General features: G+C 34.9%; 20 protein-coding genes and 1 tRNA gene. 11 read left to right on the top strand and 10 right to left on the bottom strand.

Going from position 1 to position 26,769, the window contains the following annotated elements:
- Positions 1-18: 18 nt before the first annotated feature.
- The 6 genes from AC1Q7L_RS12500 to AC1Q7L_RS12475 all read left to right on the top strand — a co-directional run bounded on the left by AC1Q7L_RS12500 (position 19) and on the right by AC1Q7L_RS12475 (position 10,512).
- Positions 19-3,213 carry an efflux RND transporter permease subunit gene (locus tag AC1Q7L_RS12500; RefSeq protein WP_410693190.1) on the top strand — a complete coding sequence of 1,065 codons (3,195 nt, stop codon included), beginning with the start codon at positions 19-21 and terminating at the stop codon, positions 3,211-3,213.
- A complete protein-coding gene (locus AC1Q7L_RS12495; RefSeq protein ID WP_492306229.1) occupies positions 3,200-4,642 on the top strand; it encodes a TolC family protein in 1,443 nt (480 codons plus the stop codon). Before AC1Q7L_RS12500 ends, AC1Q7L_RS12495 begins: the two co-directional genes overlap by 14 nt.
- Before the next feature lie 713 nt (positions 4,643-5,355).
- Positions 5,356-6,984 (top strand): helix-turn-helix domain-containing protein, encoded by a 1,629-nt coding sequence (locus AC1Q7L_RS12490; RefSeq protein ID WP_492306228.1) that lies wholly within the window; start codon positions 5,356-5,358, stop codon positions 6,982-6,984.
- A 427-nt stretch (positions 6,985-7,411) separates the two neighbouring features.
- A complete protein-coding gene (locus AC1Q7L_RS12485; protein WP_492306227.1) occupies positions 7,412-8,944 on the top strand; it encodes a M20/M25/M40 family metallo-hydrolase in 1,533 nt (510 codons plus the stop codon).
- A gap of 353 nt (positions 8,945-9,297) precedes the next feature.
- On the top strand, positions 9,298-9,990 hold the full coding sequence (locus AC1Q7L_RS12480) for a hypothetical protein (protein WP_492306226.1): 693 nt from the start codon (positions 9,298-9,300) through the stop codon (positions 9,988-9,990).
- A gap of 180 nt (positions 9,991-10,170) precedes the next feature.
- On the top strand, positions 10,171-10,512 hold the full coding sequence (locus AC1Q7L_RS12475) for a hypothetical protein (protein WP_492306225.1): 342 nt from the start codon (positions 10,171-10,173) through the stop codon (positions 10,510-10,512).
- Between the two features lie 81 nt (positions 10,513-10,593).
- Here the strand turns inward: AC1Q7L_RS12475 and AC1Q7L_RS12470 are convergent.
- Together AC1Q7L_RS12470 and AC1Q7L_RS12465 are read right to left on the bottom strand one after the other, a co-directional pair.
- Positions 10,594-10,680: transfer RNA gene (locus AC1Q7L_RS12470), tRNA-Ser, on the bottom strand.
- Positions 10,681-10,734: 54 nt separating this feature from the next.
- A complete protein-coding gene (locus AC1Q7L_RS12465) occupies positions 10,735-11,751 on the bottom strand; it encodes an asparaginase (protein WP_410693198.1) in 1,017 nt (338 codons plus the stop codon).
- An 80-nt stretch (positions 11,752-11,831) separates the two neighbouring features.
- Between AC1Q7L_RS12465 and AC1Q7L_RS12460 the strand changes: the two genes are divergently transcribed.
- Entirely contained in the window at positions 11,832-12,503 is a 672-nt protein-coding gene (locus AC1Q7L_RS12460) for a TrmH family RNA methyltransferase (RefSeq protein ID WP_492306224.1), read from the top strand.
- The gene (locus AC1Q7L_RS12455) at positions 12,500-13,141 is read left to right on the top strand and encodes an XAC2610-related protein (protein ID WP_492306223.1); all 642 of its coding nucleotides are present in this window, start codon (positions 12,500-12,502) and stop codon (positions 13,139-13,141) included. The genes AC1Q7L_RS12460 and AC1Q7L_RS12455 overlap by 4 nt, the downstream gene beginning before the upstream one ends.
- A 45-nt stretch (positions 13,142-13,186) precedes the next feature.
- On the opposite strand, the gene AC1Q7L_RS12450 is transcribed toward AC1Q7L_RS12455, so the two are convergent.
- From AC1Q7L_RS12450 to tsaD, 5 genes are all read right to left on the bottom strand, one after another.
- Positions 13,187-13,705, bottom strand: coding sequence for a phage tail-like protein (locus tag AC1Q7L_RS12450; protein ID WP_492306222.1), 519 nt, complete (start codon positions 13,703-13,705; stop codon positions 13,187-13,189).
- A 2-nt stretch (positions 13,706-13,707) separates the two neighbouring features.
- On the bottom strand, positions 13,708-15,753 hold the full coding sequence (locus tag AC1Q7L_RS12445; RefSeq protein ID WP_492306221.1) for an IgGFc-binding protein: 2,046 nt from the start codon (positions 15,751-15,753) through the stop codon (positions 13,708-13,710).
- Positions 15,754-15,819: 66 nt separating this feature from the next.
- Positions 15,820-16,509, bottom strand: coding sequence for an RsmE family RNA methyltransferase (locus tag AC1Q7L_RS12440; RefSeq protein ID WP_492306220.1), 690 nt, complete (start codon positions 16,507-16,509; stop codon positions 15,820-15,822).
- Positions 16,510-16,554: 45 nt separating this feature from the next.
- Positions 16,555-16,965, bottom strand: coding sequence for a hypothetical protein (locus AC1Q7L_RS12435; protein ID WP_492306219.1), 411 nt, complete (start codon positions 16,963-16,965; stop codon positions 16,555-16,557).
- Positions 16,962-17,978, bottom strand: coding sequence for a tRNA (adenosine(37)-N6)-threonylcarbamoyltransferase complex transferase subunit TsaD (gene tsaD / locus AC1Q7L_RS12430; protein ID WP_492306218.1), 1,017 nt, complete (start codon positions 17,976-17,978; stop codon positions 16,962-16,964). Before tsaD ends, AC1Q7L_RS12435 begins: the two co-directional genes overlap by 4 nt.
- A gap of 4 nt (positions 17,979-17,982) precedes the next feature.
- Between tsaD and AC1Q7L_RS12425 the strand changes: the two genes are divergently transcribed.
- From AC1Q7L_RS12425 to AC1Q7L_RS12415, 3 genes are all read left to right on the top strand, one after another.
- Positions 17,983-22,776, top strand: a complete 4,794-nt coding sequence (locus AC1Q7L_RS12425; protein WP_492306217.1) for a translocation/assembly module TamB — start codon at positions 17,983-17,985, stop codon at positions 22,774-22,776.
- A gap of 134 nt (positions 22,777-22,910) precedes the next feature.
- Complete coding sequence (locus AC1Q7L_RS12420; RefSeq protein WP_066751538.1) at positions 22,911-23,381, top strand: Lrp/AsnC family transcriptional regulator; 471 nt, start codon at positions 22,911-22,913, stop codon at positions 23,379-23,381.
- A gap of 68 nt (positions 23,382-23,449) precedes the next feature.
- The gene (locus AC1Q7L_RS12415; protein WP_410693206.1) at positions 23,450-23,827 is read left to right on the top strand and encodes a hypothetical protein; all 378 of its coding nucleotides are present in this window, start codon (positions 23,450-23,452) and stop codon (positions 23,825-23,827) included.
- Positions 23,828-24,105: 278 nt separating this feature from the next.
- Here AC1Q7L_RS12415 and AC1Q7L_RS12410 read toward each other — a convergent pair whose 3' ends face one another.
- The 3 genes from AC1Q7L_RS12410 to AC1Q7L_RS12400 form a co-directional block, all read right to left on the bottom strand.
- A complete protein-coding gene (locus tag AC1Q7L_RS12410) occupies positions 24,106-24,675 on the bottom strand; it encodes a GNAT family N-acetyltransferase (RefSeq protein ID WP_492306216.1) in 570 nt (189 codons plus the stop codon).
- A gap of 74 nt (positions 24,676-24,749) precedes the next feature.
- Complete coding sequence (locus AC1Q7L_RS12405; RefSeq protein WP_492306215.1) at positions 24,750-25,697, bottom strand: transketolase family protein; 948 nt, start codon at positions 25,695-25,697, stop codon at positions 24,750-24,752.
- Positions 25,698-25,785: 88 nt separating this feature from the next.
- Positions 25,786-26,640: a transketolase gene (locus AC1Q7L_RS12400; RefSeq protein WP_410693399.1), complete on the bottom strand. Its 855-nt coding sequence runs from the start codon at positions 26,638-26,640 to the stop codon at positions 25,786-25,788.
- Positions 26,641-26,769 lie beyond the last annotated feature (129 nt).

The raw sequence follows: 26,769 nt of genomic DNA, 5'->3' as shown, positions 1-26,769 counted from the left end.
CTCTATAAATGAAATTATATGTTTAAGAAATTCATTCGCAGACCTGTTCTGTCTATCGTAATCTCATTGATTATCGTATTTATGGGAGTCCTGTCGCTGGTAAAACTTCCGGTGACGCAGTTCCCTTCAATTTCTCCGCCTAAAGTAAACATTACTGCAGAATATCCCGGAGCCAACAACGAATTGTTGATCAAATCCGTGGTTATTCCGTTGGAAAGAGGTCTAAATGGTGTTCCCGGAATGAAGTATATGACTTCCGATGCCGGAAATGACGGTGAAGCTTCTATCCAGATTGTATTTGATTTGGGTACAGATCCAAACGTTGCAGCCGTTAACGTTCAAAACCGTGTTTCTTCGGTGGTAAATAAACTTCCACCATTGGTAGTGCGTGAAGGGGTGAAAATTACCCGTGAAGAGCCTAACATGTTGATGTACATTAACTTGTATAGTGATGATCCTAAAGCTGATCAGAAATTCCTTTTCAACTACGCAGATATCAACGTAATGTCTGAATTGAGAAGGGTTGGTGGAGTAGGTTTCGCTGACATCTTAGGAACAAGGGAATATGCAATGCGTGTTTGGCTAAAACCTGATAGAATGACTGCTTACAATGTTTCATCCGATGAGGTAATGGAAGCATTGAATCAGCAGAGTTTGGAAGCGTCTCCCGGTAAAACAGGAGAAAGTTCAGGAAAACGTTCTCAATCATTTGAATATATTTTAAAATATCCGGGTCGTTTTAATAATGAAAAAGACTACGGAAATATTATCCTTAAAGCAAAACCGGGAGGAGAATTTGTAAGATTGAAAGATGTTGCGGATATAGAATTCGGTTCTTCAATGTATGATATTTATTCTACATTAAATGGAAAACCTTCTGCAGCAATCACGGTTAAGCAATCATACGGATCCAATGCAAGTGACGTTATCAAAAATGTTAAATCTTTGATGGCAGATCTTCAAAAAAATAACTTCCCGAAAGGAATGCATTACGACATCAGTTATGACGTTTCCAGATTCTTGGATGCATCGATTGAAAAGGTAATTCATACACTATTTGAAGCATTTATCTTGGTAGCGATCGTAGTATTTCTATTCTTAGGAGACTGGCGTTCAACCTTGATTCCGGCGATAGCTGTTCCCGTTTCATTGATCGGTACGTTTGCCGTAATGTCCGCCTTTGGAATTACGCTGAATATGATTTCACTTTTTGCCCTCGTAATGGCAATTGGGGTCGTCGTCGATGATGCGATTGTAGTTATTGAAGCCGTCCACGCCAAGATGGAAGAGAAAGGTCTTTCTCCATTGAAAGCAACGGAAGAAGCGATGCATGAGATCAGTGGAGCAATTATCGCGATCACTTTGGTAATGGCATCTGTGTTTATTCCGATTGCGTTTATGTCTGGTCCGGTTGGGGTATTCTACCGTCAGTTTTCAATTACAATGGCTTCTGCGATTATCCTTTCAGGGGTGGTAGCATTAACGTTGACACCGGCTTTATGTGCTTTAATTCTAAAAAATAACCACGGAAAAGCTAAAAAAAGAACTCCGATCACTATTTTCTTAGATAAATTCAACAATTTATTTACAAAAGGAGCAGGGAGATATGAGAAAATGCTGAACAAAACAGTGACGAAAAAAATGGTAACACTTCCGTTATTATTAGCGTTCTGTTTATGTACATTTTTCTTAAGTAATTCACTTCCTTCAGGGTTTATTCCGAGTGAGGATCAGGGGATGATCTATGCGATTATTCAGACGCCTCCGGGTTCTACATTGGAAAGAACAAACCAGATTGCCAAAGAATTATTGAAAGAATCTGAAGATATTGATGGTGTACAGTCTGTTTCATCATTGGCAGGTTACGAGATCTTGACGGAAGGTACAGGTTCAAACTCAGGTACTTGTTTGATCAACCTTAAAAGCTGGGAAGACCGTAAAGAATCTGCCGCCGAGATTATTGAAAAGCTTGAACAAAAAGCTAAGAATATTCCGGGAGCAAATATTGAATTCTTCCAACCGCCGTCTATTCCGGGTTATGGTGCTGCAGGTGGTTTTGAGCTTCGTCTTTTAGATAAAGCCGGAAGTGGAGATTATCAGAAAATGGAAAAAGTAAGTAATGACTTTGTTAAAGAACTGAAAAAACGTCCTGAATTGGGTTCTGCTTTCACCTTCTATTCTGCGAGTTTCCCTCAGTATATGTTGAAAATCGATAATGATTTGGCCGAACAAAAAGGAGTTACGATTGAAAATGCGATGGATAACCTTTCTAATTTGATAGGTTCCAACTATGAAACCAGTTTCATCCGTTTCGACAGACCTTATAAAGTAATTGTTCAGGCAGGTCCTCAATATCGAGCGTTACCGAGTGATTTATTAAAGTTGTATGTTAAAAATGATAAAGACCAGATGGTTCCGTATTCAGATTTCATGCATTTGGAAAAAGTGTACGGTTTATCTGAGATCACGAGACATAATATGTACAACTCTTCTGAGGTAAGTGGTACTCCTGCACCGGGATACAGTTCTGGACAGGCGATTGCAGCCATTCAGGAGGTTGCCGATAAAACACTTCCGCGAGGTTTCGGTATCGACTGGGCAGGTATCTCGAAAGATGAGGTAAGCCGTGGAAATGAAGCGATTTATATATTCTTAGTGTGTTTAGGATTTGTTTATTTAATTCTTGCCGCTCAGTATGAAAGTTTTATTCTTCCATTACCAGTAATTCTTTCGTTACCGACAGGTATTTTCGGGGCATTCTTATGCTTGAAATTATTAGGATTAGAAAACAACATTTATGCTCAGGTGGCAATGGTCATGTTGATCGGACTTTTAGGTAAAAATGCCGTATTGATCGTGGAATTTGCCGTCCAGAAGAAGGCTGAAGAAGGAATTCCGGTGGCGCAGGCTGCTATTGAAGGAGCTGCGATCCGTTTCCGTCCGATTTTGATGACATCATTTGCGTTTATTGCAGGTTTGATTCCGTTGGTAATGGCAACAGGGCCGGGTGCAACAGGAAACCGAACGATTGGTACAGCCGCGGCAGGAGGTATGTTGATCGGAACTATTTTCGGATTAATGATCATCCCTGGATTGTACTACATCTTTGGAACGATTGCCGAGAAATCTAAATTGGCAAAATATGAAGAAGAAAATCCTTTAACAGAACAAACCGAACCTTACAAACACGATGGAAAACATGAAGACTTATAATAAATATATAGCAGCCATTGCTTTATCGCTTGTTTTAGCAAGTTGTAAAGCGCCGATGGCGACCGTAATAAAAGATGAGGTGAAAGAAAATATGCCTCAAAATTTTAATCAGGAAGAGCAACAAGACGCCAATAATAATAGCGGAACAACTCCTTGGAGACAGTTTTTTACGGATCCGAATTTAGTTTCTTTAATTGAGACAGCTTTAAAAAATAATCAGGAGCTGATGATCACTTTGCAGGAAATTGAAATTGCAAAAAGTGGTATTTTAGCTAAAAAAGGAAGATTAACTCCAACTGTTTCTGCCGGAATTGGCGCAGGAGTTGCTAAAGCAGGACGTTACACAAGCGAGGGAGCTGGTGACGCTTCAACCGAAATCGAGCCCGGAAAAGAAATGCCGGATCCGCTTGGTAATTTTGAAGGTGGATTAATGGCCAATTGGGAAGTTGATATCTGGAAAAAGCTTAAAACAGAAAAAGAATCAGCCGTAGCACATTATCTGTCTACGGTTGAAGGAAAAAACTTTGTTCTTTCAAATTTAATTGAAGAAGTAGCTGATAATTATTATGATTTATTGGCGCTTGATAATCAATTGGATATTATTCAGCAATATATCAAACTTCAGCAAAAAGCATTGGAAATTTCTAAAATTCAAAAAGAAGCGGCGGCGGCAACTGAATTGGCAGTGAAGAAATTTGAAGCTGAATTAGCAAAATCAAAAGCTTCAGAATATACAATCCGTCAGAGTATTACTGAGAAAGAAAATCAGATCAATGCTCTTCTGGGAAGATATCCTCAGCCGATTGTAAGAACGAAGGAGAGTTTTATGTCGACAATTGCTCCGACTGTTTATACAGGAATTCCGTCACAGTTATTGGCGAACCGTCCGGATATTAAACAGGCTGAATTAGAATTAAAATCATCAAAACTAGATGTAGAAGCAGCAAGAAAAGAGTTTTATCCTTCATTGGAAATTTCTGCAACATTAGGATTGGAAGCTTTTAAACCTTCTTATTTAGTGAAGTTGCCGGAATCTATTGCTTCAAGTTTAGCAGGAGAATTAGCGGGACCGCTTATTAATAAAAGTGCGATTAAAGCTAATTTTCAAACGGCAGATGCAAGACAGATCCAGGCGTTGTATGAGTACGATAAAACGATTCTTAATGCATATTTGGATGTGGCCAATTTAATGTCAAAAGTTAAAAACATAGATCAGTATTATCAGCTAAAGTCTCAGGAAACAAAGGCTTTGGATGAATCTATCGATATTGCTAATCAACTATTCCGAAACTCAAGAGCAGATTATCTGGAAGTTCTTCTGAACCAAAGAGATGCTTTGGATGCCAAAATGGAACTGGTTGAAGCAAAACAAAAACAGCTGAGTACAGTTGTTGATATTTATAAGAGCTTAGGCGGAGGCTGGAAGTAATTATAAATCCTTAATGTTTTAAAAAAGAAAAGAGGCTGCCCATATGGAACAGTCTCTTTTCGATTCTAAACTGAAAACTTTAATAAAGAAAGGTTCTTTTACAAGAACCCTTCAAAATTTACCTGCAGGAAATGACCACAACTAAATTGAATATTTCAATGGATATTAGTTTTTATATGAAAAGGTTATTAGTTTTTTTTAACAAAGATTAATTTTAAAAACCAACCTTCCTTAAAAGAAAATTCCCAAGAAGGAAGGCGGTATTTTACTGTACAATCATGAAATTATATTTGTTTTCTTCAAAACTTATATTTGGTGTTTTTGTGTGTTTTTACCCTTCTAATGTTTTTTTGTTTTTACAATCTTACTGTACTTTCCAGTTGTTCCCATTTAAAATCTGAGGCCGAAATTATCATCTTGAATCGATTAAAAAAAATACTTGTTGTCTTAATTTATAAATTTATACGTCCTAATTTATGAATTAGTTATATTTAATGTATTGATTAATAGGGTGTTGTTTTGTAAAATGAAAATAATGCTCATGTTGGTATTAATTCAATAATCAATGAGAAAAACTACTCAATTTTATGTACTTTTGATCGAAATTAGGACACTGAATGTTCATCGGGGTGACAAAAAAAATATTTTTCATACTTTTTATCGTTTTTTTTAAACTTCTTCTGTCCCAGGAAGGCTATAGTGATTTTCAAAAATTGAGACAAAAATTTGAGAATCTTGAAGAGAATGATGCAAGGGCTTTTCCGTTTCTTCAACCTTATATTTCTAAAGCAAAAAAAGAGAAGAACTATAAAGAATTGGTTCAGGGATATAAAGACGGTGTATTTTATTCTACTGAAAATAAGATTAAATTAATATATTCAGACAGTATGATTTGGGCGGCTAATCAGTCCAAAGATGGTGACCTGAAAAGTATAGCCTATCTTGAGAAAGGAATTATATATTATTACCATTATAAAAAATTCCAGCAGGCACTTAATGAATATCTCAAAGCTTATGAATATTCTAAAAATACAAAAAATGAATATCTGAAATATCAGAATTTATATCATATTGGTGTTGTAAAAAGCTATTTAGGATACTATCAGGATGCCTCGGAATTATTTAAAAATAGTCTGGAATATTATGACAGAGAAAAATCCAGATCCGATCTTGGCCCAAATGCAATTTATAATAATAAAAAAGGGTATTTGAACTGTCTTCATCAGTTAATTATTTGCTACAGACATTTAGAGCAATATAAAGAAGCGGATTCTGCCATACAAACCGGACTTTCCGAAGTAGGAAATAATCCTGACTATGCTCAGGAAAAAGGATATTTTCTTTTATCCAAAGGTATTTCTGAATATCGGAATAATCAATTTCAGTCGGCATTATCAAATTTAAATCAATCACTTTCTTCAATTAAAAAAAGCCGGGATTTTGCGAGGCTTTCGCTTGATTATTTTTACATTGGAAAAACGTATTATAGTTTAAAAAATGCTAAAGAATCGATGATATACTTTAAAAAAGTAGATTCTATTTTTAAAGAAAATCAGTTTATTCTTCCGGAATTAAGAGAAAATTATGAGATCTTAATTGATCAGAGTAAAAAAGAGAAAAATCAAACGCAGCAATTATATTACACAACCCAACTTTTGAAGGCAGACAGCATCATGTCTAAGGATTTTATTTATTTATCTCCAAAAATTCACAAAGATTATGACACAAAAACGTTGTTGGAAGAAAAAGAAAAGTTGCAGAAAATCAATTATCTAGGAACGATTGTAATTATTGTTCTCATTATCTGGGCAATCGGAATGGTTACTTTATTCACCAAAAGACATAAAAAAGCGAAAGAAGTAAAGAAAAAATATGTTTTATTGGAAGAAAAATTCACAGTCCATCAAACTGAAAATGTTCCTAAGAAACTGGTTTTCGCTGTAGAAGAACGAAAATCGACTCTTAATGAAAGTAAAGTTGAAGAATTGCTTCAAAAATTAAAATCATTTGAGGATAAAAAAGAATTTACCCAAAAAGGCCTTACCCTAAGTAAATTAGCCACTCAATTGAATACCAATTCTAATTATCTTTCTCAGGTTATCAATGACTGTAAAGGAATGAATTTTAATAAATATTTGAGTGAATTAAGAATTAATTATATCACCAATTTACTATTCGAAAACAAAGAATATCTTAAATACAGCATTGAAACTCTCGCCAAAGAGTGTGGTATTGCCTCAAGACAAAACTTCTCTGATCTCTTCTTTGAACTCAATGGAATTCGCCCCACAGATTTTATAAAAAACAGAAAACAGGAGCTGGATAGTAAAAATAATTTGTAGAAATTAAATACTACTTAAACTAATTTTACAATATTTATAAAAAAATAGACTTAAATTTATAGTATAATTTCAGTGTGAGTGAAATTCTCACATGAGATTAAAAAGATTTTAAAGAGTGATTTAAAAATGGTTATGAAGAAAATGGCTATTATAATTTTAAGAATTTTGCAGTTTTTTTGCTTTAGCTTTTTTTTATTTTACTTATTAATGGCATTAGGAAGTAGCCATGAAATTCCTTTTCAAACTTATTTTAAAATTGGAACTGTAGGACTATTCTCAATAATTTCATATTTATCTGCTAATTATATGAAAAGCAGAAAGTAGTATTAAACTTTTACTATTATCATTTAAAGAGTTATTTCTTTCTCAGTAGATTTCATTTAAATGTATTAAGTATAATAAAACTTTTTATAAAAAACCAATCACCATGAAAAAAATCCTTTTAATCATTCTGGGAGCCATTATTGTATTAATTATAATTCTGCTCATTAAAACTTTCACTTATCCTTACAAAAAAAATAGTTCAACAACTACAAAAGAATGGAAAGTTGTAAAAAATGATTCCGCTGTTCAAAGATTTTCAAACGGACTAAAAATCGCAACAATTTCAACAGGTGAATTGGGTGATTTTGATTATTCAACATTTGATACATTTAAAGAATATTTAAAAAAATCCTATCCCGAAATTTATCAGAACACCGAAAACTATGAAGTTAATAAATACGGATTGGTTTTTAAACTAAAAGGAAGCCAGCCTAATCTCGAACCTATTCTATTTCTTTCTCACATGGATGTTGTTCCTCCCGGAGACGCGGATATTAAAAATAAGGAAGAAAATATTTTCAGACCAGATGATAAAGCTTTACAACGGGTTACAAAAGTTGCGGAAGATTGGGATTATGCGCCATTTTCAGGCGCGGTTGCCAACGGAAGAATCTATGGAAGAGGTACAATTGATATGAAAGGAATGCTTTTCTCCTTAATGGAATCCATGTCGAATACAATTAAAAGTGGTCATATTCCGAAACGTGATATTTATCTGGCTTTTGGGTTTGATGAAGAAGTGGGCGGACAAAAAGGGGCGGCACAGATTGCAAATCATTTCAAAAAACAAGGACTGAAATTCGATGCTGTATATGATGAAGGCGGATTGGTATTAGAAAAAGGAAGTGTAAAAGGTATCGACTCAGATGTTGCCGTGATAGGATGTGCAGAAAAAGGATTTTTATCAGCTAAAATCAAAGTAAAAGGCTTAGGCGGACATTCTTCCATGCCTCCCACAGAAAGCGCCATCGGAAAAGCTGCTGTCATTATGCAGAGGTTAGAAGACGATCAGATGAAACCAATTATTACGCCTTTAATTAAAGAGTTTTTCGATAATATCGGAGGCTCGATGCCCTTTGCCAATAGATTGGCTATTTCAAATCAGTGGTTATTGCAGCCTTTACTTTTGTCTCAGTTGACAAAAAATAATACAACCAATGCTTTAGTTCGCACAACAACGGCTTTAACGATGATGAAAGGCAGCGACGGAACCAATGTTCTTTCTCCAGAAGTAGAATTTGTGGTTAATTTCAGACTGCTTCCGGGAAATACGGTTAAAGATGTAAAGGAACATATTGCAAAAGCAACAAAAGGCTTTGATGTTGAAGTAGAAGAGATTGATAACACCCGTGAAGCTTCTGCTGTTTCACCAACAAATACCAAAGCTTTTAAATTGATAGAAGCCGGAATTAAAGAAATTTACCCAACTGCAATTGCTACACCTTATCTTACGGTTGGTGGTACAGATGCCTATAAATACCAAATTGTAAGTAAAAATATTTACAGATTCATGCCAATTAAAATAAATAATTCTGAACAACAATCTATCCACAGCACGAACGAATATATCAGTATCGAAAACTATCTTAAAATGATCCATTATTTTGAATTTGTAATGAAGAATTATGATAAGTGATGACTATATGCTTTAAGCAGTAAGCTTTAATATACTTTAAGTTTAAATTTTCCATCGAGTTTGTCATTCCGGAGGAATCTAGATGTAGCTTTTAAATGTAATATAGTTGAGATTCCTCCGGAATGACAAACTTGATAATAATCTGATATAATTAATTGATACAAATCTTTGTTAACTTTGCTGAGTAAAACGCCTTTGCGAACCTTAAAAAAGTATAGTAGTCAAAAAAACTTAGCGCCCCTTGCGTTAAAAAACATCAAAAAAGATACCTACAAAAATCTTTCAATTAAAAAATAACACGTCAAGTTTTGTCGCATTACCGCTATAGCTTTGTCATATCAAAATACAGAGTTATGGAAATGCCGTTTTATTTAAGTTTCAATGAATTTCAAAATCGCTATTACGATAATCTTGAAAAATGGTTCGAAGAATATCATAATACAAGCGAAATAGACTATCTGAAAAGCCTTGCAGAGTTGTACAGCCCTTATCTGTACTACAATTTTGCGAGCGACAGATTACAGTCGGATGCATCTATTCAGATTAAAGACTGCTTTTTTCCATATTATGAAAAAATTGGACTTTCGTTCTGTACAAGCTGTGAAAACGGGAAACAAATAAAAAACGGAATAAATCATGTATTCGAGTGGAAAACAATCACCATGATGGAATATGCTCAACATATTTTAGATAAAATCAACAGGTATTTTTCAACGAATAGCATTTCTCCAAAAACAGAAAATGTGCTGGATTATATCAACGATTACGAGATCGTCACTTCTAAAGACGGAGCGGGATATTGCGTAAATTATAATCAGCATCAATCAACAATTCCTTTCTTGAAAGCGTATTTACCTTGTTACGGACAAACGGTTAACATCGCTGTGTACAGAGATTTTATGTTCTCTATTGTTCAGATTGCAGAGTTTATTGATCAAAAATTAAAATCAATTCATGCTTTTGAACATTCTATTTACAGCAAAGCGAGATCTGAAGCGAAATTCAGAGTGCAGATGAGTCATCAGTTTTTGACAATCTGTAATTAATAATTAAAACCAAAACATTCATATATAGCTAAATTGTAGTTTGAAAAAAGTTAGTAGATTTTTCAAACAGAAATCCCAGTCAATTTGATTGGGATTTTTTTATTTAATCAAAAGATAATTGCATTACGGTTTTCCTTAAATTTTGCCTACCTCTTTTTACTATATTTGAAAAAAGTGATCATGGAAAAGCTATTATTTCTATTTATAATTGTATCGTGTGGTGATAAATACACTGCAGAAATGGAATATACTACAACATTTCCTATTACGAATAATGTAGAATTGCAAAAGGAAGATTATAAATTTAATTCCAAAACTGATAGAGCTGCAAAAATTGAATTTGTAACGATGGCAAATATCTTAAGCAACTTATCAAATGATATTGAAACTAATTTCGTATCAGGAACTCTCAGAAAAAATGATAAAATTTTAGAAATTGACTTAGATCAAAAAACAATTGATAGTATAAACGACAGATCAAAAAAAATGCTTCCAAATGTAAATTTTAAACCTTTTAAATAGCTTCTGATATTACTGGAAAATAAATTTATTTTTTATATAAAATAAAAAAGTCTTAAGTTTCATACTTAAGACTTTGATTTGCAGAGAGGAAGGGATTCGAACCCTCGATACAGTTACCCGTATACTACCTTTCCAGGGTAGCTCCTTCAACCACTCGGACACCTCTCTATTTGAGATTGCAAAAATAGGCTATTTTATTGAACTGACAAATTATTAATTCAATTACTCAGTGATTTCTCCGCATAAACTTTTCGCGAAATTATCAGCAAAAGTTCCCGTGTAACTAGGATTGTCAATTAAATGCATTGCTTTTGTGATCGCGCTTTCGGCCGTAATATCATTTCCGCTAATAGCTCCGATTCTTGAGAAAATATTACTATTTTCATACTTTCCGAAAGATATTCCGCCTGAAATACACTGACTTACAACTACAATTTCAGTTCCGTTATTTCTGATTTCCTGAAGCGTCTCCTGAGTTTTTTCACTGCTGAAAATAGTTCCCGAACCAAAAACCTGAAGAATTAAAACCTTCATTTTCGGAATTTCTTTGAAGTGGCTTAAATGCATTCCCGGAAAAATTCTCCAGAATAAAATATCTTCTGAAATATGTTCATCCACATGAAATTTTACATCAGGTTCGCAACGGTATAGATTATCTTTAACGATATTTAAATGAACACCGGATTGTCCCAAAATAGGGTAGTTCGGACTGGAATAGGCGTCAAAATACTCCGCAGAATACTTCAATGTTCTGTTTCCTCTTAATAATTTATATTCAAAATAAATGGCAACTTCCTGAATGACAGCTTCATCATTTTCATACAAACTTGCGTAATACAAGCTCGTCAGAAGATTTTCTTTAGCATCAGTTCTCAAATCTCCGATGGGAAGTTGAGAGCCGGTAAATATTACGGGCTTTTTCAAACCTTTTAACATAAAACTCAATGCAGAAGCGGAGTAGGACATGGTATCTGTTCCGTGAAGAATCAAGAATCCGTCATAATCATCATAGCTTTTAAGAATATAATTGGCGATGATTTTCCATTCTTGAGGTCCCATATCCGAAGAATCGAGCGGTTTGGCAAAAGGATGAACGAACACTTCACATTCCATCAACTTCATTTCGGGCATTTTTTCGAAGATATTTCCAAAATCAAACGCACGAAGGCTTCCGGTTTCGTAATCTTTCTCCATACCGATGGTTCCTCCGGTATAGATGAGCAGGACTTTTCGTTTCATGTAGTACTTTTATTAGAATTTCACAGCTGTTTCAGGTTCGTTCCTCAAAATTACGTTAATTTGCAAAGATTTGAAAATGAATGGAAGATTTAGCGAAAACTTTTGAGTATTTAAAACAATTTTTAACAGACGAAAGATTGAGAAAGATCGAGCATTTTTCTCCGGAAAGTTCTGATTTTGTGCTTCCTGTGATGGACGATGTGTACCAGTTCAGAAATGCGGCGGCGATTATAAGATCGGTGGAAGCTTGTGGTTTTCACAAAGTTGTCGCGATGGAAGAGGAAAATGTATTTGATCCGAATCTTACTGTAACTAAAGGTGCAGAAACATGGGTTGAAGTTGAAAAGATGCCAAAAAATATTGATTCTTTACAAAAAATTAAAGATCGAGGATATAAGATCTTGGCCGTATCATTGGAAAAAAATGCAGTGATGCTTCCTGATTATCACATTACAGAACCTATTGCCTTAGTTTTCGGAACCGAAATGGCAGGAGTTTCGGAAGAAGTAATTGATTTTGCAGATGAAACGCTGGCTATTCCGATGTTTGGCTTTACGAGAAGCTTTAATGTATCGGTGGCGGCAGGAATTTGTATGTATGAATTAAAACAAAAATTGATTAATTCTAACCTCGATTACAAATTAAGCGACGAGAAATTATTGAAAATGAAAATCCGTTGGGCAGTAAATTCAATGCAAAGCGGACAGCAGATTTTTCAGAAATATTTGAGAGATCATAATCTTAAAATATGAAAAAAATAGTATTTCTTATATTTTTAACAATAATAAATTGCGCTAAAAAAGCTGAAAATAAAGTCATTATTAATGCCGATTCGGATAGTTTGATCGCGCAAATTATAACTCCTGAAAAAGAAGATACTGCAACTGTTCCATTTTCCAAATCTTTGACGGGAAATGGTTATTTCTACACACTTGAAGGTGTAAAAAATTCCAATGAAACAATTGATTTTAAATCAATCAATATATTTTATAAAAGAGAACTTCATCAGAAAATTATATTTGATACTGTTTCTGTTCTTAATGAAAATGAAGCCTATTTTAGCATCGATAAAGATGCTAATTTTGATGGATATAATGATCTTGAAGTGGTGAATCAAGTAGGAAATTACTTTTCAAGCTCAAGTTTTTGGCTTTATAATAAAAAGGATAAAAAATATATTTATTACAAACCTTTCGACAGTATTATCAATCCCAGAATTGATTCCAAGAATAAAGCCATTATTTCAGATTATCATGTTGGTCCATCAAATTTCTATTCCAAAACATATGAATGGAAGGGGAAAAATCTTATTTTACAAAGTATGAGAATTGATGAGGAAGGCGAAGTGACTGAAATGTATAGAAAAAATGGAAAACTAATATCCAGATAAATATTAATTTTCCATATGTTCTAATTTATGAAATGTATTGGGTGTTTATTCAATATTTCCCCAAAAACTCCAACTCGTTCCATTATAAAAACACACCAGTTTTGCTACGGGATCGTAGCACATCATCCCTGCTGATGGTGATTTTACATTGGTTGCAGGATCAATGATTTTAGGTAAAATTAAAGCTTTATCATTCGACTCTAAAACTAAAACTCCTTTAGCCGTTGAATCTGGTGCTCCAATGATGACTCCTGCTGATCTGTCTTGTTCAGTTCCGACAAGTAATGTTTTTGAAGCACCTGTCTGACCTGTAAGCTCGATCCAATTGGCACCGTTGTAATATTTTACTTTTGAAGAAGCTCCGTCAAAAACAAAAGTTCCTGCTGAAGTATCTGTCATGTTGATATTATTGGCTACCTGAGGAAGTATAATTCCTTTTGTAGTTCCTTCAGGAAAATCTACCAGTCCGCTACCGTCTATAGATTCTTTCTCTATACCTATTTGAGCGTTCGCAAGAGCAGATACAAAAAAAGATATAATAAATAGATTTACTTTTAAATTCATAATTAATTACATGTTTGGTTAATACAGCTCCATTGGGTTCCGTCATATATTTTTAGACATAAGTCATCGGTGTCGAATACAATCATTCCGTTTACAGGAGTTGCAATTGATTCTTCCGGATCAGGAATTCTTGTGATTACAAGCCCTTTGTCGTTAGATTCGAGTGCTAAAAATGCGTTGTTCATATCTGCAGGCCAGTTTGCTGTACTTTTTGAAGCTCTTGTTGAAACACCTATTTTGGTAATTTCAGGAGTTCCTGTTGCACCTGGTTTATAACAAGGGCATGCGAATGATTTTACAACATTTGAATAAATAAGACATCCTCCGGGTGGGGTTACGACAACGTTATATTCTGCAGCAGAATTATCTGTTATGGGAATAGAATAATTACTGTTGGTTCCTCCGGAAATAGGAGCACCGTTTTTATACCATTGATAAGTACCTAAACCGGGCGTTACGGATAAAGATAGTGATGAACTTCCTGTGGTTCCCGTACAAGGTCTTGAACTTGGACTGTTAGCTACGGCAATAGTAACAATTGGAGCCGTTCCAAATCCTGAATAATATCCTCCAAATCCTGCAGCACCACTGGCTCCGACTAATTCGGCCTGAATGGTTCCTGCAGAACTTACTCTTACGTTTTTAATCGTAGCTGTTCCTCCCGCTGCGGTAGCAATGTTATATCTGTAGCTTCTCCAGTTGGCATTTCCCGGTACGGCTGTACCTGCTGCGACAGTTGCTGTAAGCGCGGTTCCACCTACCGTTACAACGGGGATGTTTGCTGTTCCGCTTGCGGCAAGTACCGCAAGTTCTGTATTGTCATATGAAGTTGTTCCAATCTGTTTAGCATCCGGAATCATATTTACTGATGTCTGTCCGAAACACGAAAGCGGTGGAATAAACATAAAACTGTTGGTATTAAGCGCAGAGCTTCCGAATATTTTATGAAAAACATAGACTGCTTTATTTGTTTTCAGGTACATGTTTTTGTTGGTGAAAAAACTGGCCGGAACGATTTGATAATCTCCAATATTTACTAATGTATAACTTGGAGTGGTGTTGGCGTTCATGGTTATTTTTGTATTGGCTTCTGTAGCGACTACAATTACTCTTTCATAAGCTCCGCCATTTCCCTGCATGACAACATATTCGTTTCCTAATTGTTCTACAGGAACCAATTGGTCTACACCAAAGTCACGACTGTCTGAAAGTGTTCCGGTTTCAACACTTCCTTGTTGCATTAGCCCTCCTACGGTAACAGCGATATTTTTATCTGATGATATTTTAGCACCGAGCCAGCCTCTATCTTGTAAACTGAGTGCATTAAGTTTTACTTTGGCGTACAGTACAAAAGACTGTCCTTTTTGTAAGGTTCTTGTAAAGGTAGTTCCTGTTAATGGTGTCGCACTGGCTCCGTTAATAAATTGTGTCCCGGAATCAATATTAGAAATGGTAATAACCGTATTATTTTCGGTAGCCATCATGGAGACCATGTTTCCAACTTCGGGAACATTCGTTGTAAATTCGTTGGGTGTTCCGCCCCAGAAGAAATTTTTCCCTAAAGCTACTTTTCCTTTTGTAAGAACAGATCCTGCCTGAGAACCGGATAATCCTCTATAATTGACGAAAAAATCATCAGCAGAAGTGAATAACAATCCTCCTATATTGGCAGGGATTATCGTTCCGGCTCTGGTAGTTGCTACCGTCATGGGAGATGATCCCGGCGGTAAAACTACGTTTGATGCGTTGATGACCGCAATTCTTACAGGAGTAGTATTGCTAAATGTCACAACACCCGTCGCAACGTTAGCGGTTGTTGCTGCATTAATATTATAAACAGACAGTCTTGGAATGGTAGTTCCATCGGCCATTCTGATATTTACCGTAATATTTGTTGAAGATGGAGTAGAAAGATAGATATACTCCTCAGTTATGGTAGTTGTATCATATGCTCCAAAAATAATGGGCTGTAAATAATGGGTGTTATCGAGTTGTGAGAAAAATAATTTAAATATAAAAAATGCTAAAAATAAATAAATACGCTTCACGATATGTTAGTTTAATCGCAAAAATATTAAAATAATACTAAAATATTCAATTATTAGTGATTAATTTTAAGTTAAATAATTCCAAGCTGCAACAAATATTCCTGCAGTTTCCGTTCTCAATCTCTGATTTCCCAGTGAAACAGCTTTAATTCCTTTTTCGGCTAAAAGCTGAATCTCTTTATCAGAAAAATCTCCCTCGGGGCCAATTAGAAAAGTAATATTATCTAAATGCGGAATTTCCTTTAATTCAATCCTTTCTAAATTTTCATTACAATGTGCCACGAAAGTCTCTTCTGGATTAATATTTTTCAGAAAATCAGGAAGTTTAATTAAATCATTAATTACAGGAAAATGAAATCTCAAACTCTGCTTTGATGCGGCAATAGCCTGTTTTCTTAATTTATCAATATTGATATTTTTACGTTCTGTTTTTTCAGTCTGTAAAATAGTGATCTCAGAAATTCCCATTTCCACAGATTTTTCTACAAAAAATTCAATACGGTCAATATTTTTCGTTGGAGCAATCGCAATATGAAGTTTCGGATTAAAATCTGGCGTATCATTTTTAATTTCAGAAACCTCGATATTGGCCTTTTTGCCTTCGATCACTAATTTTCCGGAAGCAACGTTTCCTTTTCCATCGGTTACGTGAATTTCTTCACCATCTTTCATACGAAGAACTTTTACGATGTGTTGCTGTTCTTCGTCATTAATTATTACTTTTCCGTTACTGATTTCGCCAAAAAAAAGTTTCATATATTGATATTTAAAATCTGCCTGAATTTTATTTACAAGTGACTATTAAAAGGTAATTTCATTATCGCTTAAAAATGCCACACCGGTTTTTATCGTGGTATAAATATCACCTTCACAATCTCTGTATGAACATGAGTAAATTTCTTCAATCCACTTATTATTCATGAAAATTAAATTCAAATATTCGTTTTTTCTTAAATTATTTTTGATGGATAAAAAATCTCCTTCTTTAGGTTCGTAAGAAAAACTAAATACATTTTCTGAATTAATTTTCTCTACGATCTCTTCCTTTATATTTTGAACATATCCAATTTCTGAGCTTATCATTAAATAATCTTCATCTTCAGATTTTTCTGTCACTTCATTTTTTCCTACAATGGTTTCTAAAACCCAATAATATTTTGAGTTCTTTTTAGATTGTGTTCCAAGTATTTTTTCTTCTAACAATATTTTCATAAATCGTATTTTGCGGTTGCGGAAGTTCTCAGATCCGTAAATTCACCTCGCTCAAATTTTAACTGAGCAACCATAGCGATCATTGCCGCATTATCGGTCGTATATTCAAATTTTGGAATGTAAATATTCCAGCCTAATTTCTCGTTATTGTCCTGCATCGCTTTTCTCAAAGCAGAATTGGCAGAAACTCCACCAGCGATTGCGACTTCTTTTATATCTAATTCTTTGGCAGCTTTTTCAAGTTTAGCCATTAGAATTTCAATAATTGTTCGCTGAACAGAAGCACAAAGATCATTTAAATTGTCTTTAATAAAATCTGGGTTCTTTTTAACTTCTTTTTGTATAAAATATAATACAGAAGTCTTAATTCCACTGAAAGAATAATCGTAATTCTCTAATTTTGGTTTATTAAATTTAAACGCATCAGGATTTCCTTCTTTAGACAATCGATCGATAATTGGGCCTGCCGGATAATCTAAATCAAAGATCTTTCCGATCTTGTCAAATGCTTCTCCTGCTGCATCATCGATGGTTTTTCCAATGATTTCCATGTCAAAATAATCCTTCACCAAAACGATCATCGTATGTCCTCCGCTTACCGTAAGGCATAAAAACGGAAACTTTGGCGGCATAGGATTTGCATCCTCGATGAAATGTGCTAAAATGTGTGCCTGGAGATGGTTTACTTCAATCAAAGGAACGTCCAAGCTCATTGCTAATGACTTAGCAAATGAAGTTCCTACGAGAAGAGAACCCAAAAGTCCGGGTCCGCGAGTAAATCCTATAGCAGAAATAGCATTTTGTTGTATATTTGCTTTAGTTAGAGATTTTTCAACTACGGGTATTATATTTTGCTGATGCGCGCGTGAAGCTAATTCAGGGACAACACCACCATATTCTTTGTGGATTTCCTGATTCGCGGCGATGTTTGACAGAATAGAATTTCCCTTGATGATAGCTGCTGATGTGTCGTCGCAAGACGATTCAATACCTAAAATTATAGAGTCGCTCATAATAATGGCAAAGTTAGAGAATAATAACGAGAATGAGAACAAAAAATCAGTAGCTGGAAACTTAGGTGATCAGGTACACAAGACTGTGGAGGATGTCGAGGGAGTTGTGAAGGAAGCAGTTAAAGAAGCGTCTGAGCTGGCTTCAGATGCCATTCATCATCCCGTTGAAACTGCCGGAGAATTTGGGAAACAGGCAGTAAAAGATGTCACAAGTTATACTTGGTGGGCAAAATTGTTGTTGATTCTTTTTTGGCTGGTATTAGGTCTCATAACTGCAATTGTTATCATTATTAATCTTCCTGCAACCAAGCAATGGGCTGCAGATCAGGCTTTACAGATCGTAAATCAGGATTTTAAAGCTGATATGTCTACAGAAAGTGTAGAAGTGAATTTTTTTGGAAATGTAAAGATCAAAGGTTTAAAAATTAAAGATTATAAAGGTTTTGAATTTATTAAAGCAAAGGAATTTACCGCCAACTCAGATTGGTTTTCTTTGGCTACAAATATTGGTAAACACAATTCTTTAAGTTTTAATTCCTTAACCCTGAAAAATGCAGATGTCCAGGTAATTACTTATAAAGGCGACAGTATTTCAAACTTTATCCGCTTTACACAATTGTTCGACAGCGGTAAAAAAAGAGATCCAAGCAAACCTCCTTTTCAGCTGAATTCCAGATTACAAATTATTGATTCTAAAGTTTCTATCATTAATCAAAATTCGCCTGGCGAGCCCGGAAAATGGTTAACAGCAACAAAATTCAATCTAAAAGCTCCGAATGTTAAAGTAAACGGAACCAATATTTCTGCTTTAATTAATAATATGTCCTTCGTCACAACAAGATGGGGGAAATCTCATTTTGTAGATACTTTTTCTACGGAACTTTCGATGTCACAGGATTTTCTTTTGCTTAAAGATTTAACATTAAATACCGATCATACGCTTTTACAGGGAGATATTAAGTTTAATCTTCATAAAGGTTCGTGGGCCGATTTTGCCGACAAAGTACGTTGGGATATGAATCTTAAACAGGGAAGCCAGTTGAGCGGTTATGATATCAGTTATTTTGTAACGAATTGGGATAATTTTAAACCATTCAATGTTTCCGGAAAAATGACAGGACCATTGAATAAATTTCACCTTGAAAATTTCCTGATCAGAAATCCTGATGTAAATATTGCCACTCAGACCATGAAGGTTAATAATTTACTGAAAGGTAATTTTTTAATTGAAACCAATAATCTTTCAACAGATTTTACATACAAAGACCTGAAAGCAATGATGCCTTCATTCATTTCTAAAAAAATGAAGAATTTCGCTGATGATTTCGGGAAATTAAAATATAACGGAGCAGCAAGAGTTACTCCAGAACAGGTTTATGTGCCAACCGGAAATCTAATGACAGGAATCGGACAGGCAAAAATCACCAAGTTTTCTCTTACAGGATACAGTACGCCTGTTCCAAAATATTCGGGATATGTTGAGGTGAATGATTTAAATACTTCTGTCATTACTAAAAACAAATCGGTTGGATTAATTTCAGGAAAATTTGATATCAACGGACAGAGTTTCGATGTTAATACGATGCGTTTGACTACAAAATCGCAGATCACAAAAATCGAAATCATGAATAAAGAAATTAATAATCTTTATTTAGACGGTTTGTTGGATCACAAAAAATATAACGGACTTATCACAATTAATGATGAACAGGCCAAAGCAACGATAAAAGGTTTAATAGATTTCAGTACTCCAAAGATTTCTATGAATGTAGATGCTGATGTTGATCATTTAAATATGAATTATTTCACGGATAAACCCGGAAGTCAGATCGTAAGCGGAAAAGTTGTAGGTAAAATGGCAATGACTTCTATTAGTGATCTGAATCTGGATGTTGAAGCCAGTAACATCAATTTTGCGACTGCTACCCAAAAATATGTCATTCCGAATGCTAAAATAAAAACGTTCTTGGAAGCGGGCGGTCGAGTGATCGATGTTGATGCGCCGGGAGCTGTGAACGGAAAAATTTCAGGGAAATATAATCTAGCCGATCTTGTAGGAATGGTCGAAAACGGTATCGGAAGAATATTAGTAGGTCCACCGCCGAGAAAATTATACAGAGGACAGAATTTTGCCATGAACTTTAATGTTCAGCAAGGTTTGGTGAGCTATTTTATGCCTGATCTTAAACTTCCTCAAGGAGCTGTAGTTGATGGGCAATATGATGGAAATTCAAATAATTTAATCTTAAATCTTGATGCTGCTTCCCTGAAATACATCATGACTAAAAAGGTTGAGATTACAGAAGCGGATAAAGCTTTAGCGGAAGCAAATCCTGCCTATAAAATTAATGACAGAGATAATATTACCAGAGACAGTGCAATGGTCGACAGTGTTATGGTGAGAATTAATACGGCCAATCTTGACGAGCAGATCTACGCTAAAATAAACAGGGTAGAATACAACAAAAACATATTAAAAGATGTCACGTTAAGCGGTAGAAATGAAAATAATAGTATTCTTCATTTAGCAACAAAATTCAAGCATGGAAGTCCGGAAGATGAGCTTGATGATAAATTGAGAGAGTATGCTATTAATGTCAATCAATCTACGAATGCTGGTGGAGATTTTGTATTTAAATTTGAGCCTACAGAAGTTAAATTTAATGAAGTTACTTGGGCGATAGATACAAGTCCGGAACTCGATCACTCGATCACGTATCGTAAAGCAACGTCCGATTTTGATATTAGAAATTTAAAGATTTATTCAGATAAAAGTTCACTGTTTATTAAGGAAGCTCAGTTTAAATCTGCTAAAGATTTTTATGTAGATGCAGATATTGAAGATTTTGCTATTGAAAAGCTTCTGGAAATGCAGTCCGGCGGTAACTCAATGAATATTAAAGGTCTTGCAAACGGAAGTGTAAAGATCAAAATGGATAAGAGTACGCTTCAGCCTTTGGTAGACCTTACTGTCGACGATATCATGATGAACGGAAATGATATGGGAGATCTTACCATTTCAGCGACAAATGGTTTTTCATTGAATGTGTATGATGTAGATATAAAAGTAACGTCGGCAGGAGTGCTTGGTGGAAATAATTTAAATCTTACAGGAACTGTTAACAATAATACTTCTTCGCCAACGATTGATTTAACAGCAGAAATGCGTGAATTTGATGTGTCTTTTGCTCAGCAGTTTGTACAATCAGTTTTTGGAAATTTAAGGGGTAAAGCAACTGGAGATCTTAAAATCAGCGGAAAATTAAACAACCTTGATTACAGTGGAGATATTGCCATGAAAAGTTTTGGTTTAAAACTTTTATTCACGGGAGTAGATTATTCATTTGATGATACGGTGATTCCTTTATCTAAAGGTTTGGCGGTACTTAACAATATAAGTGTTCACGACGGAAGATCAAACTCACAAGGGACAATTTCCGGAGCGATTCAGTTTGAAACGCTTTCTTCAATGGGGGTCAACCTTGTAATGAGAGCCGATAATTTATTAATGCTGAACACCACCCAAAAAGATTACGATTTGTTTTGGGGAAGAATTTACGGACAGGGCGATCTCTATGTTGACGGACCGGTTTCGGGATTAAGTATTTCAACACCAAATATGAAAGCGCTGAATGGAAGTACATTCACATTCAATTCAAGTTCTACATCAAATGTTGAAGAATTTAAAATGCTAAGATTCCTGAAAGAAGGAAAAGATGGATTAATCACACTCGAAGAAAAGAAAAAAACCGGAGCCAATATGAATATCGATTTCGATCTTGATGTTGATAAAGGTACCACGGTAAACGTATTGATTGGAGATGATGTAGGAAATATTACGGTAAAAGGTATTGCAGATAATTTGAGGTTCCAGATGAGCCGACAGGGAAATATTGCAATGAACGGAACCTATAAAGTTGATAACGGAACTTTTGTTTCTAAAGCGATTCTTAACAAGACTTTCCAAATTGCAAACGGAAGTAGCATCCGTTGGGATGGTGACGCGATGAAGCCTGCTCTAGATATTAAAGCCAATTATGTGAGAATGGTTTCCAATGCGGGGGAATATTTAAATATGGGAAATATACAGCCGATCAGTATCTTGCTTCAGGCTAATATTACGCAGTCTCTTATTGATCCTAAAATTGATCTGAATGTTTCGGCATTGGATGTTTCGAGTCAGGTAAAAGAAACTTTAGCTGCCAAAATGAGTCAGGAGGGAGAGAAGGTTTTACAGTTTGGTTCGGTTCTTTTGTTAAATAGTTTTAACGTTTCAAATACAGGTGGAGTAGATGTGGATGTTGCCGGAGTTGCAGAATCGTCCGGATATAACTTGCTTTTAAAGCAATTAGGTTCGGTTCTTAATGCAATGAGTAATGAATTCCAGATCGACCTTAATTATGTAAAAGGAGACCAGAATTCCAATACGGGAGATCGGGCAAATGCAGGGGTTAGCTTTGCGCTTTCGCCTAGAATCAAAGTAAAGACAGGGCTGGGAATTCCTTTAACAAAAACCGAAAGTACGGAAGCAAATTACCTTTCCGGTGAAGGATCTATTGAATATGATGTGTCTAAAAAGAACGACGGAAGCTTAATTTTAAGAGGATATTCCAAGCCAAGTAATATTGGAATGGGTGTTGGAGCAGGAACTAACGGTTCTGCTAATCAAGCCTATGGAGGGGGTGTTGTATGGAGTCGCAGCTTCAATTCTTTGTTCAAAAAGAAGAAAAAAGATAAAAAACAGACCGAGTCGAAAACTGAAATAAAAACAGATTCTGTAAAAACAGGGGGCAAATAATCAGAATATTTTAATGATTTTTATCATACATGTTAATTATTGTTAATGTTTGATATAATTTTCATGGTTAAATTATTTTTCCTAAATTTGCAAAGAATACATAGGATTTTTAAGGAAATTGTAATTTAACTAATATGAACTATCAACTGGACGAAATAGACAAGAAGATTCTTGACTTCTTAGTAGAAAACACAAGAATGCCCTTTACTGAAATTGCTAAGCAAATGGATGTTTCTGCGGGTACAATTCACGTAAGAGTGAAAAAAATGGAGGATGCAGGTATTATTTTGGGATCATCCCTTAATATCGATTATGGTAAGTTAGACTATCATTTTACAGCTTTTATCGGAATTCTTTTAACAAAATCAAACCGTACACAAGAGGTATTGAAAGAGCTTACAAGCATTCCAAATGTAATCGAAGCGAGCGTAATTTCAGGAAAATATAATATTTTCTGTAAAGTAAGAGCTAAGAATACGGACGATGCTAAGAGAATCATTTATCAGATCGATGACATCCAGGATGTTATGAGAACTGAGAGTATGATCTCTATGGAAGAATTCTTAAGCGATAAAAATAGATTGATCAACGCTATTTCTATTTAATCAAATTTTAAACGAATTACTATAAAAGAACTTATGAAATCTCTCATAAGTTCTTTATTTTTGTACCTATGGAAGAATACAGTTACTTTGACGAGGATCCGAAGAAAGGATGGGGCTTTATTTTGGCATTTGCCGCTTTGATGTTATTTACGGTAATGGGATTGGGAATTGATGTAGATGAATACCTGCAGCACGAGTTTCTTAATATCCCAAGATGGTATTTTTACGTAATCTTTTCAATTGATGCATTAATGATGATAAGTCTGGTGCTGATGTTCTTTTATAGAAAAATAGGGATTTTTGTATTTCCTGTTTTATTGGTTCTGCATTTCTTTATGCACAACTATTATTTATCAACGTTTTTATACACAGACGTTACGAACCTTTTTCTTTTTACAGGATTTGGAATGTTGGCGATTATCCCGAAGTGGAAGTTTTTTAAATAATTTTTGAAGCTGTTTCCCGCTTTCCACTGTATCTTTTTTATTACGGCCTCCGCTTCGCTCCGGCCGCAACAAAAAAGGATGTCGTTGCAATCGGGGCTAGGGCTGCAGTCACTTATTTAAACATTTGGAAATAACCATAAATTTTGTCATTCTGAAAGAATCTGGGCAAGAATTTTTCCATTCTATTTTCTAATACTATATTGAGATGATTCCAGCATGACAAACTTTGAAAATATGTAGGAGAAAATAAAAAGCTTAAACAGTTTGCCGAAAAACCCCTAGACTTTAGTCAAAAAATAAAGTGGATAATCAAGCTCGAAAGTTTCATGGAAAATCACAAAATCATTTTGGGTATAAAAAGCTCTGTTTTCAGGTGTTGTTGTTTCAACATAAATCAGTTTGTTTTTGTAATACTCTAATGATTCTTTTAAAAGCTGAGTTCCAATTCCTGTTCCCTGACTTTCCGGAATAACTGCCATTAACCATAACTGCACAAAATTTTCTTTAGGATGAAAGTTTTTCAGCAATTTTTCTCTTTTTAAGACCTTAAATGTGTTTTCGATACCAATGCAGGCGAATAATAATTTAAGCTCAAGAATAATTCTTTTAAGGCTGAATTTAGCATTGTCAAGATATAATGTGCAACCTTTATTGTTTTCGCTTAAAAATACAGTTCCATATAAAATTGACATGTCAAACTGATATTCCATTAATGCCTGAATTCTTTTTTGCCTGTTGCCTGAATTTTTCACAACATAATTAATCGAATTTGGAATCAACACATCAACAAAAGCCTGACATAAAATATCAACTACTATTTTCCTGTCGCGAAAACTTGCTTTTTTCATGCTAAAATTAAAATGCAAATAAACAAAAAAAGCACCCAAACCTGGATGCTTTCATTTATTCTTAAAAAGAAAAATTATTTATCTAAAATTCTCTTCACAGCTTCTTTCACGGCTGTAGAATCGATTTTATATTTTTTCATTAATTCAGCAGGAGTTGCAGATTCTCCGAAAGTATCGTTTACCGCAACAAATTCCTGTCTTGTTGGTCTTTTTCTAGCCAACATTCCGGCAATTGATTCTCCTAAACCACCAATATAGTTATGCTCTTCAGCTGTAACAATCTTTCCTGTTTTTTCAACTGATTTTAAGATGATTTCTTCATCCAAAGGTTTAATGGTGTGGATATTGATTACCTCACAAGAAATACCTTCTTTTTCAAGTTCATCTGCAGCTACAAGAGATTCCCAAACCAAGTGACCTGTTGCAACAATCGTTACATCAGTTCCTTCCTGAAGCATAATTCCTTTTCCGATTTCGAAAGGCATATCTTCCGGAATGAAAACTGGAACTACCGGTCTTCCAAATCTTAGGTAAACTGGTCCTTCAAAATCAGCAATAGCTAGAGTTGCCGCCTTAGTTTGATTGTAATCACAAGTATTGATTACTGTCATTCCCGGAAGCATTTTCATCATCCCGATGTCTTCCAACACTTGGTGAGTAGCACCATCTTCACCCAAAGTAAGACCTGCGTGAGAAGCACATATTTTTACATTTTTATCAGAATAAGCTACTGACTGACGGATTTGGTCATACACTCTTGAAGTAGAGAAATTAGCGAAAGTTCCTGTAAAAGGAATTTTTCCTGTAATACTAAGACCTGCAGCAATACCGATCATGTTCGCTTCAGCAATACCGATCTGAAAGAATCTTTCTGGTGCTTTTTCAATGAATTTCTCCATTTTCAAAGAACCGATAAGGTCTGCACAAAGTGCTACTACATTAGGGTGTGTGTCAGCAAGTTCAGCTAATCCAGCTCCAAATCCTGAACGTGTATCTTTTTTTTCTGTATATGTATATTTCATTTTGTTAAAATTTTTGATAATTGATAAATTATAGTTGATAAACGATCTTGTAACACATCATTTATCATTGATGATTCATCATTTATTATTAATAGTCTGCTGGAGCTTCTAAGTATAATTCTTTCATTGCTGTAGCCAATTGATCATCATTAGGAGCTTTTCCATGCCAAGCATGAGATCCCATCATGAAATCTACACCGTTACCCATCTCCGTATGAAGAATAATGACAACTGGTTTTTCTTTTCCTGTCTCAGTTTTTGCTCTCTCTAGGATGGCAATTACTGCTTCAAGATCATTACCGTTTTTCTCTTCCAAAACAATCCATCCGAAAGCCTCCAATTTTGCATGAAGATTTCCTAATGAAAGTACGTTGTCTGTACTTCCGTCGATTTGTTGTCCGTTATAATCAATGGTAGAAATAATGTTATCCACTTTTTTAGCAGAAGCATACATCAGAGCTTCCCAGTTTTGACCCTCCTGCAATTCTCCATCTCCATGTAAAGTATATACTAAAGAGCTGTCTCCGTCTAATTTTTTACCTTGAGCTACACCTAAAGCTACAGAAAGCCCCTGACCAAGAGATCCGGAAGCGACTCTGATTCCCGGAAGACCCTCATGAGTAGTTGGGTGTCCTTGCAATCTTGAATCTAATTTTCTGAAAGTACTCAGTTCTTCAACTGGGAAAAATCCGAATCTTGCCAAAGTAGAATAGAATACCGGTGAAATGTGTCCGTTTGAAAGATAAAAATGATCTTGATTTTTCCCCTCCATTGTGAAAGGAAGGCTATAGTTCATTACCTTTCCGTAAAGCGCCGTGAAAAATTCTGTACAACCTAAACTTCCGCCCGGGTGACCTGAATTTACAGCATGAACCATTCTTAAAATGTCTCTTCTGATTTGTGTAGTAAGAGATTTCAACTCTTCGATACTTTTACTCATTATATCTGATTTATTTACACGCGAATTTACAATTTTTTAATGGCTTACAAAAATGTAAAAATCCGAGCCTAAAACTCGGATTTTGAATTATTTAAATATTTTATTGCTTTAACAGCCTTTGATGATGGATGT

It is taken from the genome of Chryseobacterium sp. GW823-FHT05E08, from assembly GCF_058795655.1.
This window is presented reverse-complemented; position numbering and strand designations above follow the sequence as displayed.

Coding starts and splice junctions, on each gene's coding strand:
- AC1Q7L_RS12500 (WP_410693190.1), top strand. CDS start 19: ATGTTTAAGAAATTCATTCGCAGACCTGTTCTGTCTATCGTAATCTCA.
- AC1Q7L_RS12495 (WP_492306229.1), top strand. CDS start 3,200: ATGAAGACTTATAATAAATATATAGCAGCCATTGCTTTATCGCTTGTT.
- AC1Q7L_RS12485 (WP_492306227.1), top strand. CDS start 7,412: ATGAAAAAAATCCTTTTAATCATTCTGGGAGCCATTATTGTATTAATT.
- AC1Q7L_RS12480 (WP_492306226.1), top strand. CDS start 9,298: ATGGAAATGCCGTTTTATTTAAGTTTCAATGAATTTCAAAATCGCTAT.
- AC1Q7L_RS12475 (WP_492306225.1), top strand. CDS start 10,171: ATGGAAAAGCTATTATTTCTATTTATAATTGTATCGTGTGGTGATAAA.
- AC1Q7L_RS12465 (WP_410693198.1), bottom strand. CDS start 11,751: ATGAAACGAAAAGTCCTGCTCATCTATACCGGAGGAACCATCGGTATG.
- AC1Q7L_RS12460 (WP_492306224.1), top strand. CDS start 11,832: ATGGAAGATTTAGCGAAAACTTTTGAGTATTTAAAACAATTTTTAACA.
- AC1Q7L_RS12455 (WP_492306223.1), top strand. CDS start 12,500: ATGAAAAAAATAGTATTTCTTATATTTTTAACAATAATAAATTGCGCT.
- AC1Q7L_RS12450 (WP_492306222.1), bottom strand. CDS start 13,705: ATGAATTTAAAAGTAAATCTATTTATTATATCTTTTTTTGTATCTGCT.
- AC1Q7L_RS12440 (WP_492306220.1), bottom strand. CDS start 16,509: ATGAAACTTTTTTTTGGCGAAATCAGTAACGGAAAAGTAATAATTAAT.
- AC1Q7L_RS12435 (WP_492306219.1), bottom strand. CDS start 16,965: ATGAAAATATTGTTAGAAGAAAAAATACTTGGAACACAATCTAAAAAG.
- tsaD (WP_492306218.1), bottom strand. CDS start 17,978: ATGAGCGACTCTATAATTTTAGGTATTGAATCGTCTTGCGACGACACA.
- AC1Q7L_RS12425 (WP_492306217.1), top strand. CDS start 17,983: ATGGCAAAGTTAGAGAATAATAACGAGAATGAGAACAAAAAATCAGTA.
- AC1Q7L_RS12420 (WP_066751538.1), top strand. CDS start 22,911: ATGAACTATCAACTGGACGAAATAGACAAGAAGATTCTTGACTTCTTA.
- AC1Q7L_RS12415 (WP_410693206.1), top strand. CDS start 23,450: ATGGAAGAATACAGTTACTTTGACGAGGATCCGAAGAAAGGATGGGGC.
- AC1Q7L_RS12410 (WP_492306216.1), bottom strand. CDS start 24,675: ATGAAAAAAGCAAGTTTTCGCGACAGGAAAATAGTAGTTGATATTTTA.
- AC1Q7L_RS12405 (WP_492306215.1), bottom strand. CDS start 25,697: ATGAAATATACATATACAGAAAAAAAAGATACACGTTCAGGATTTGGA.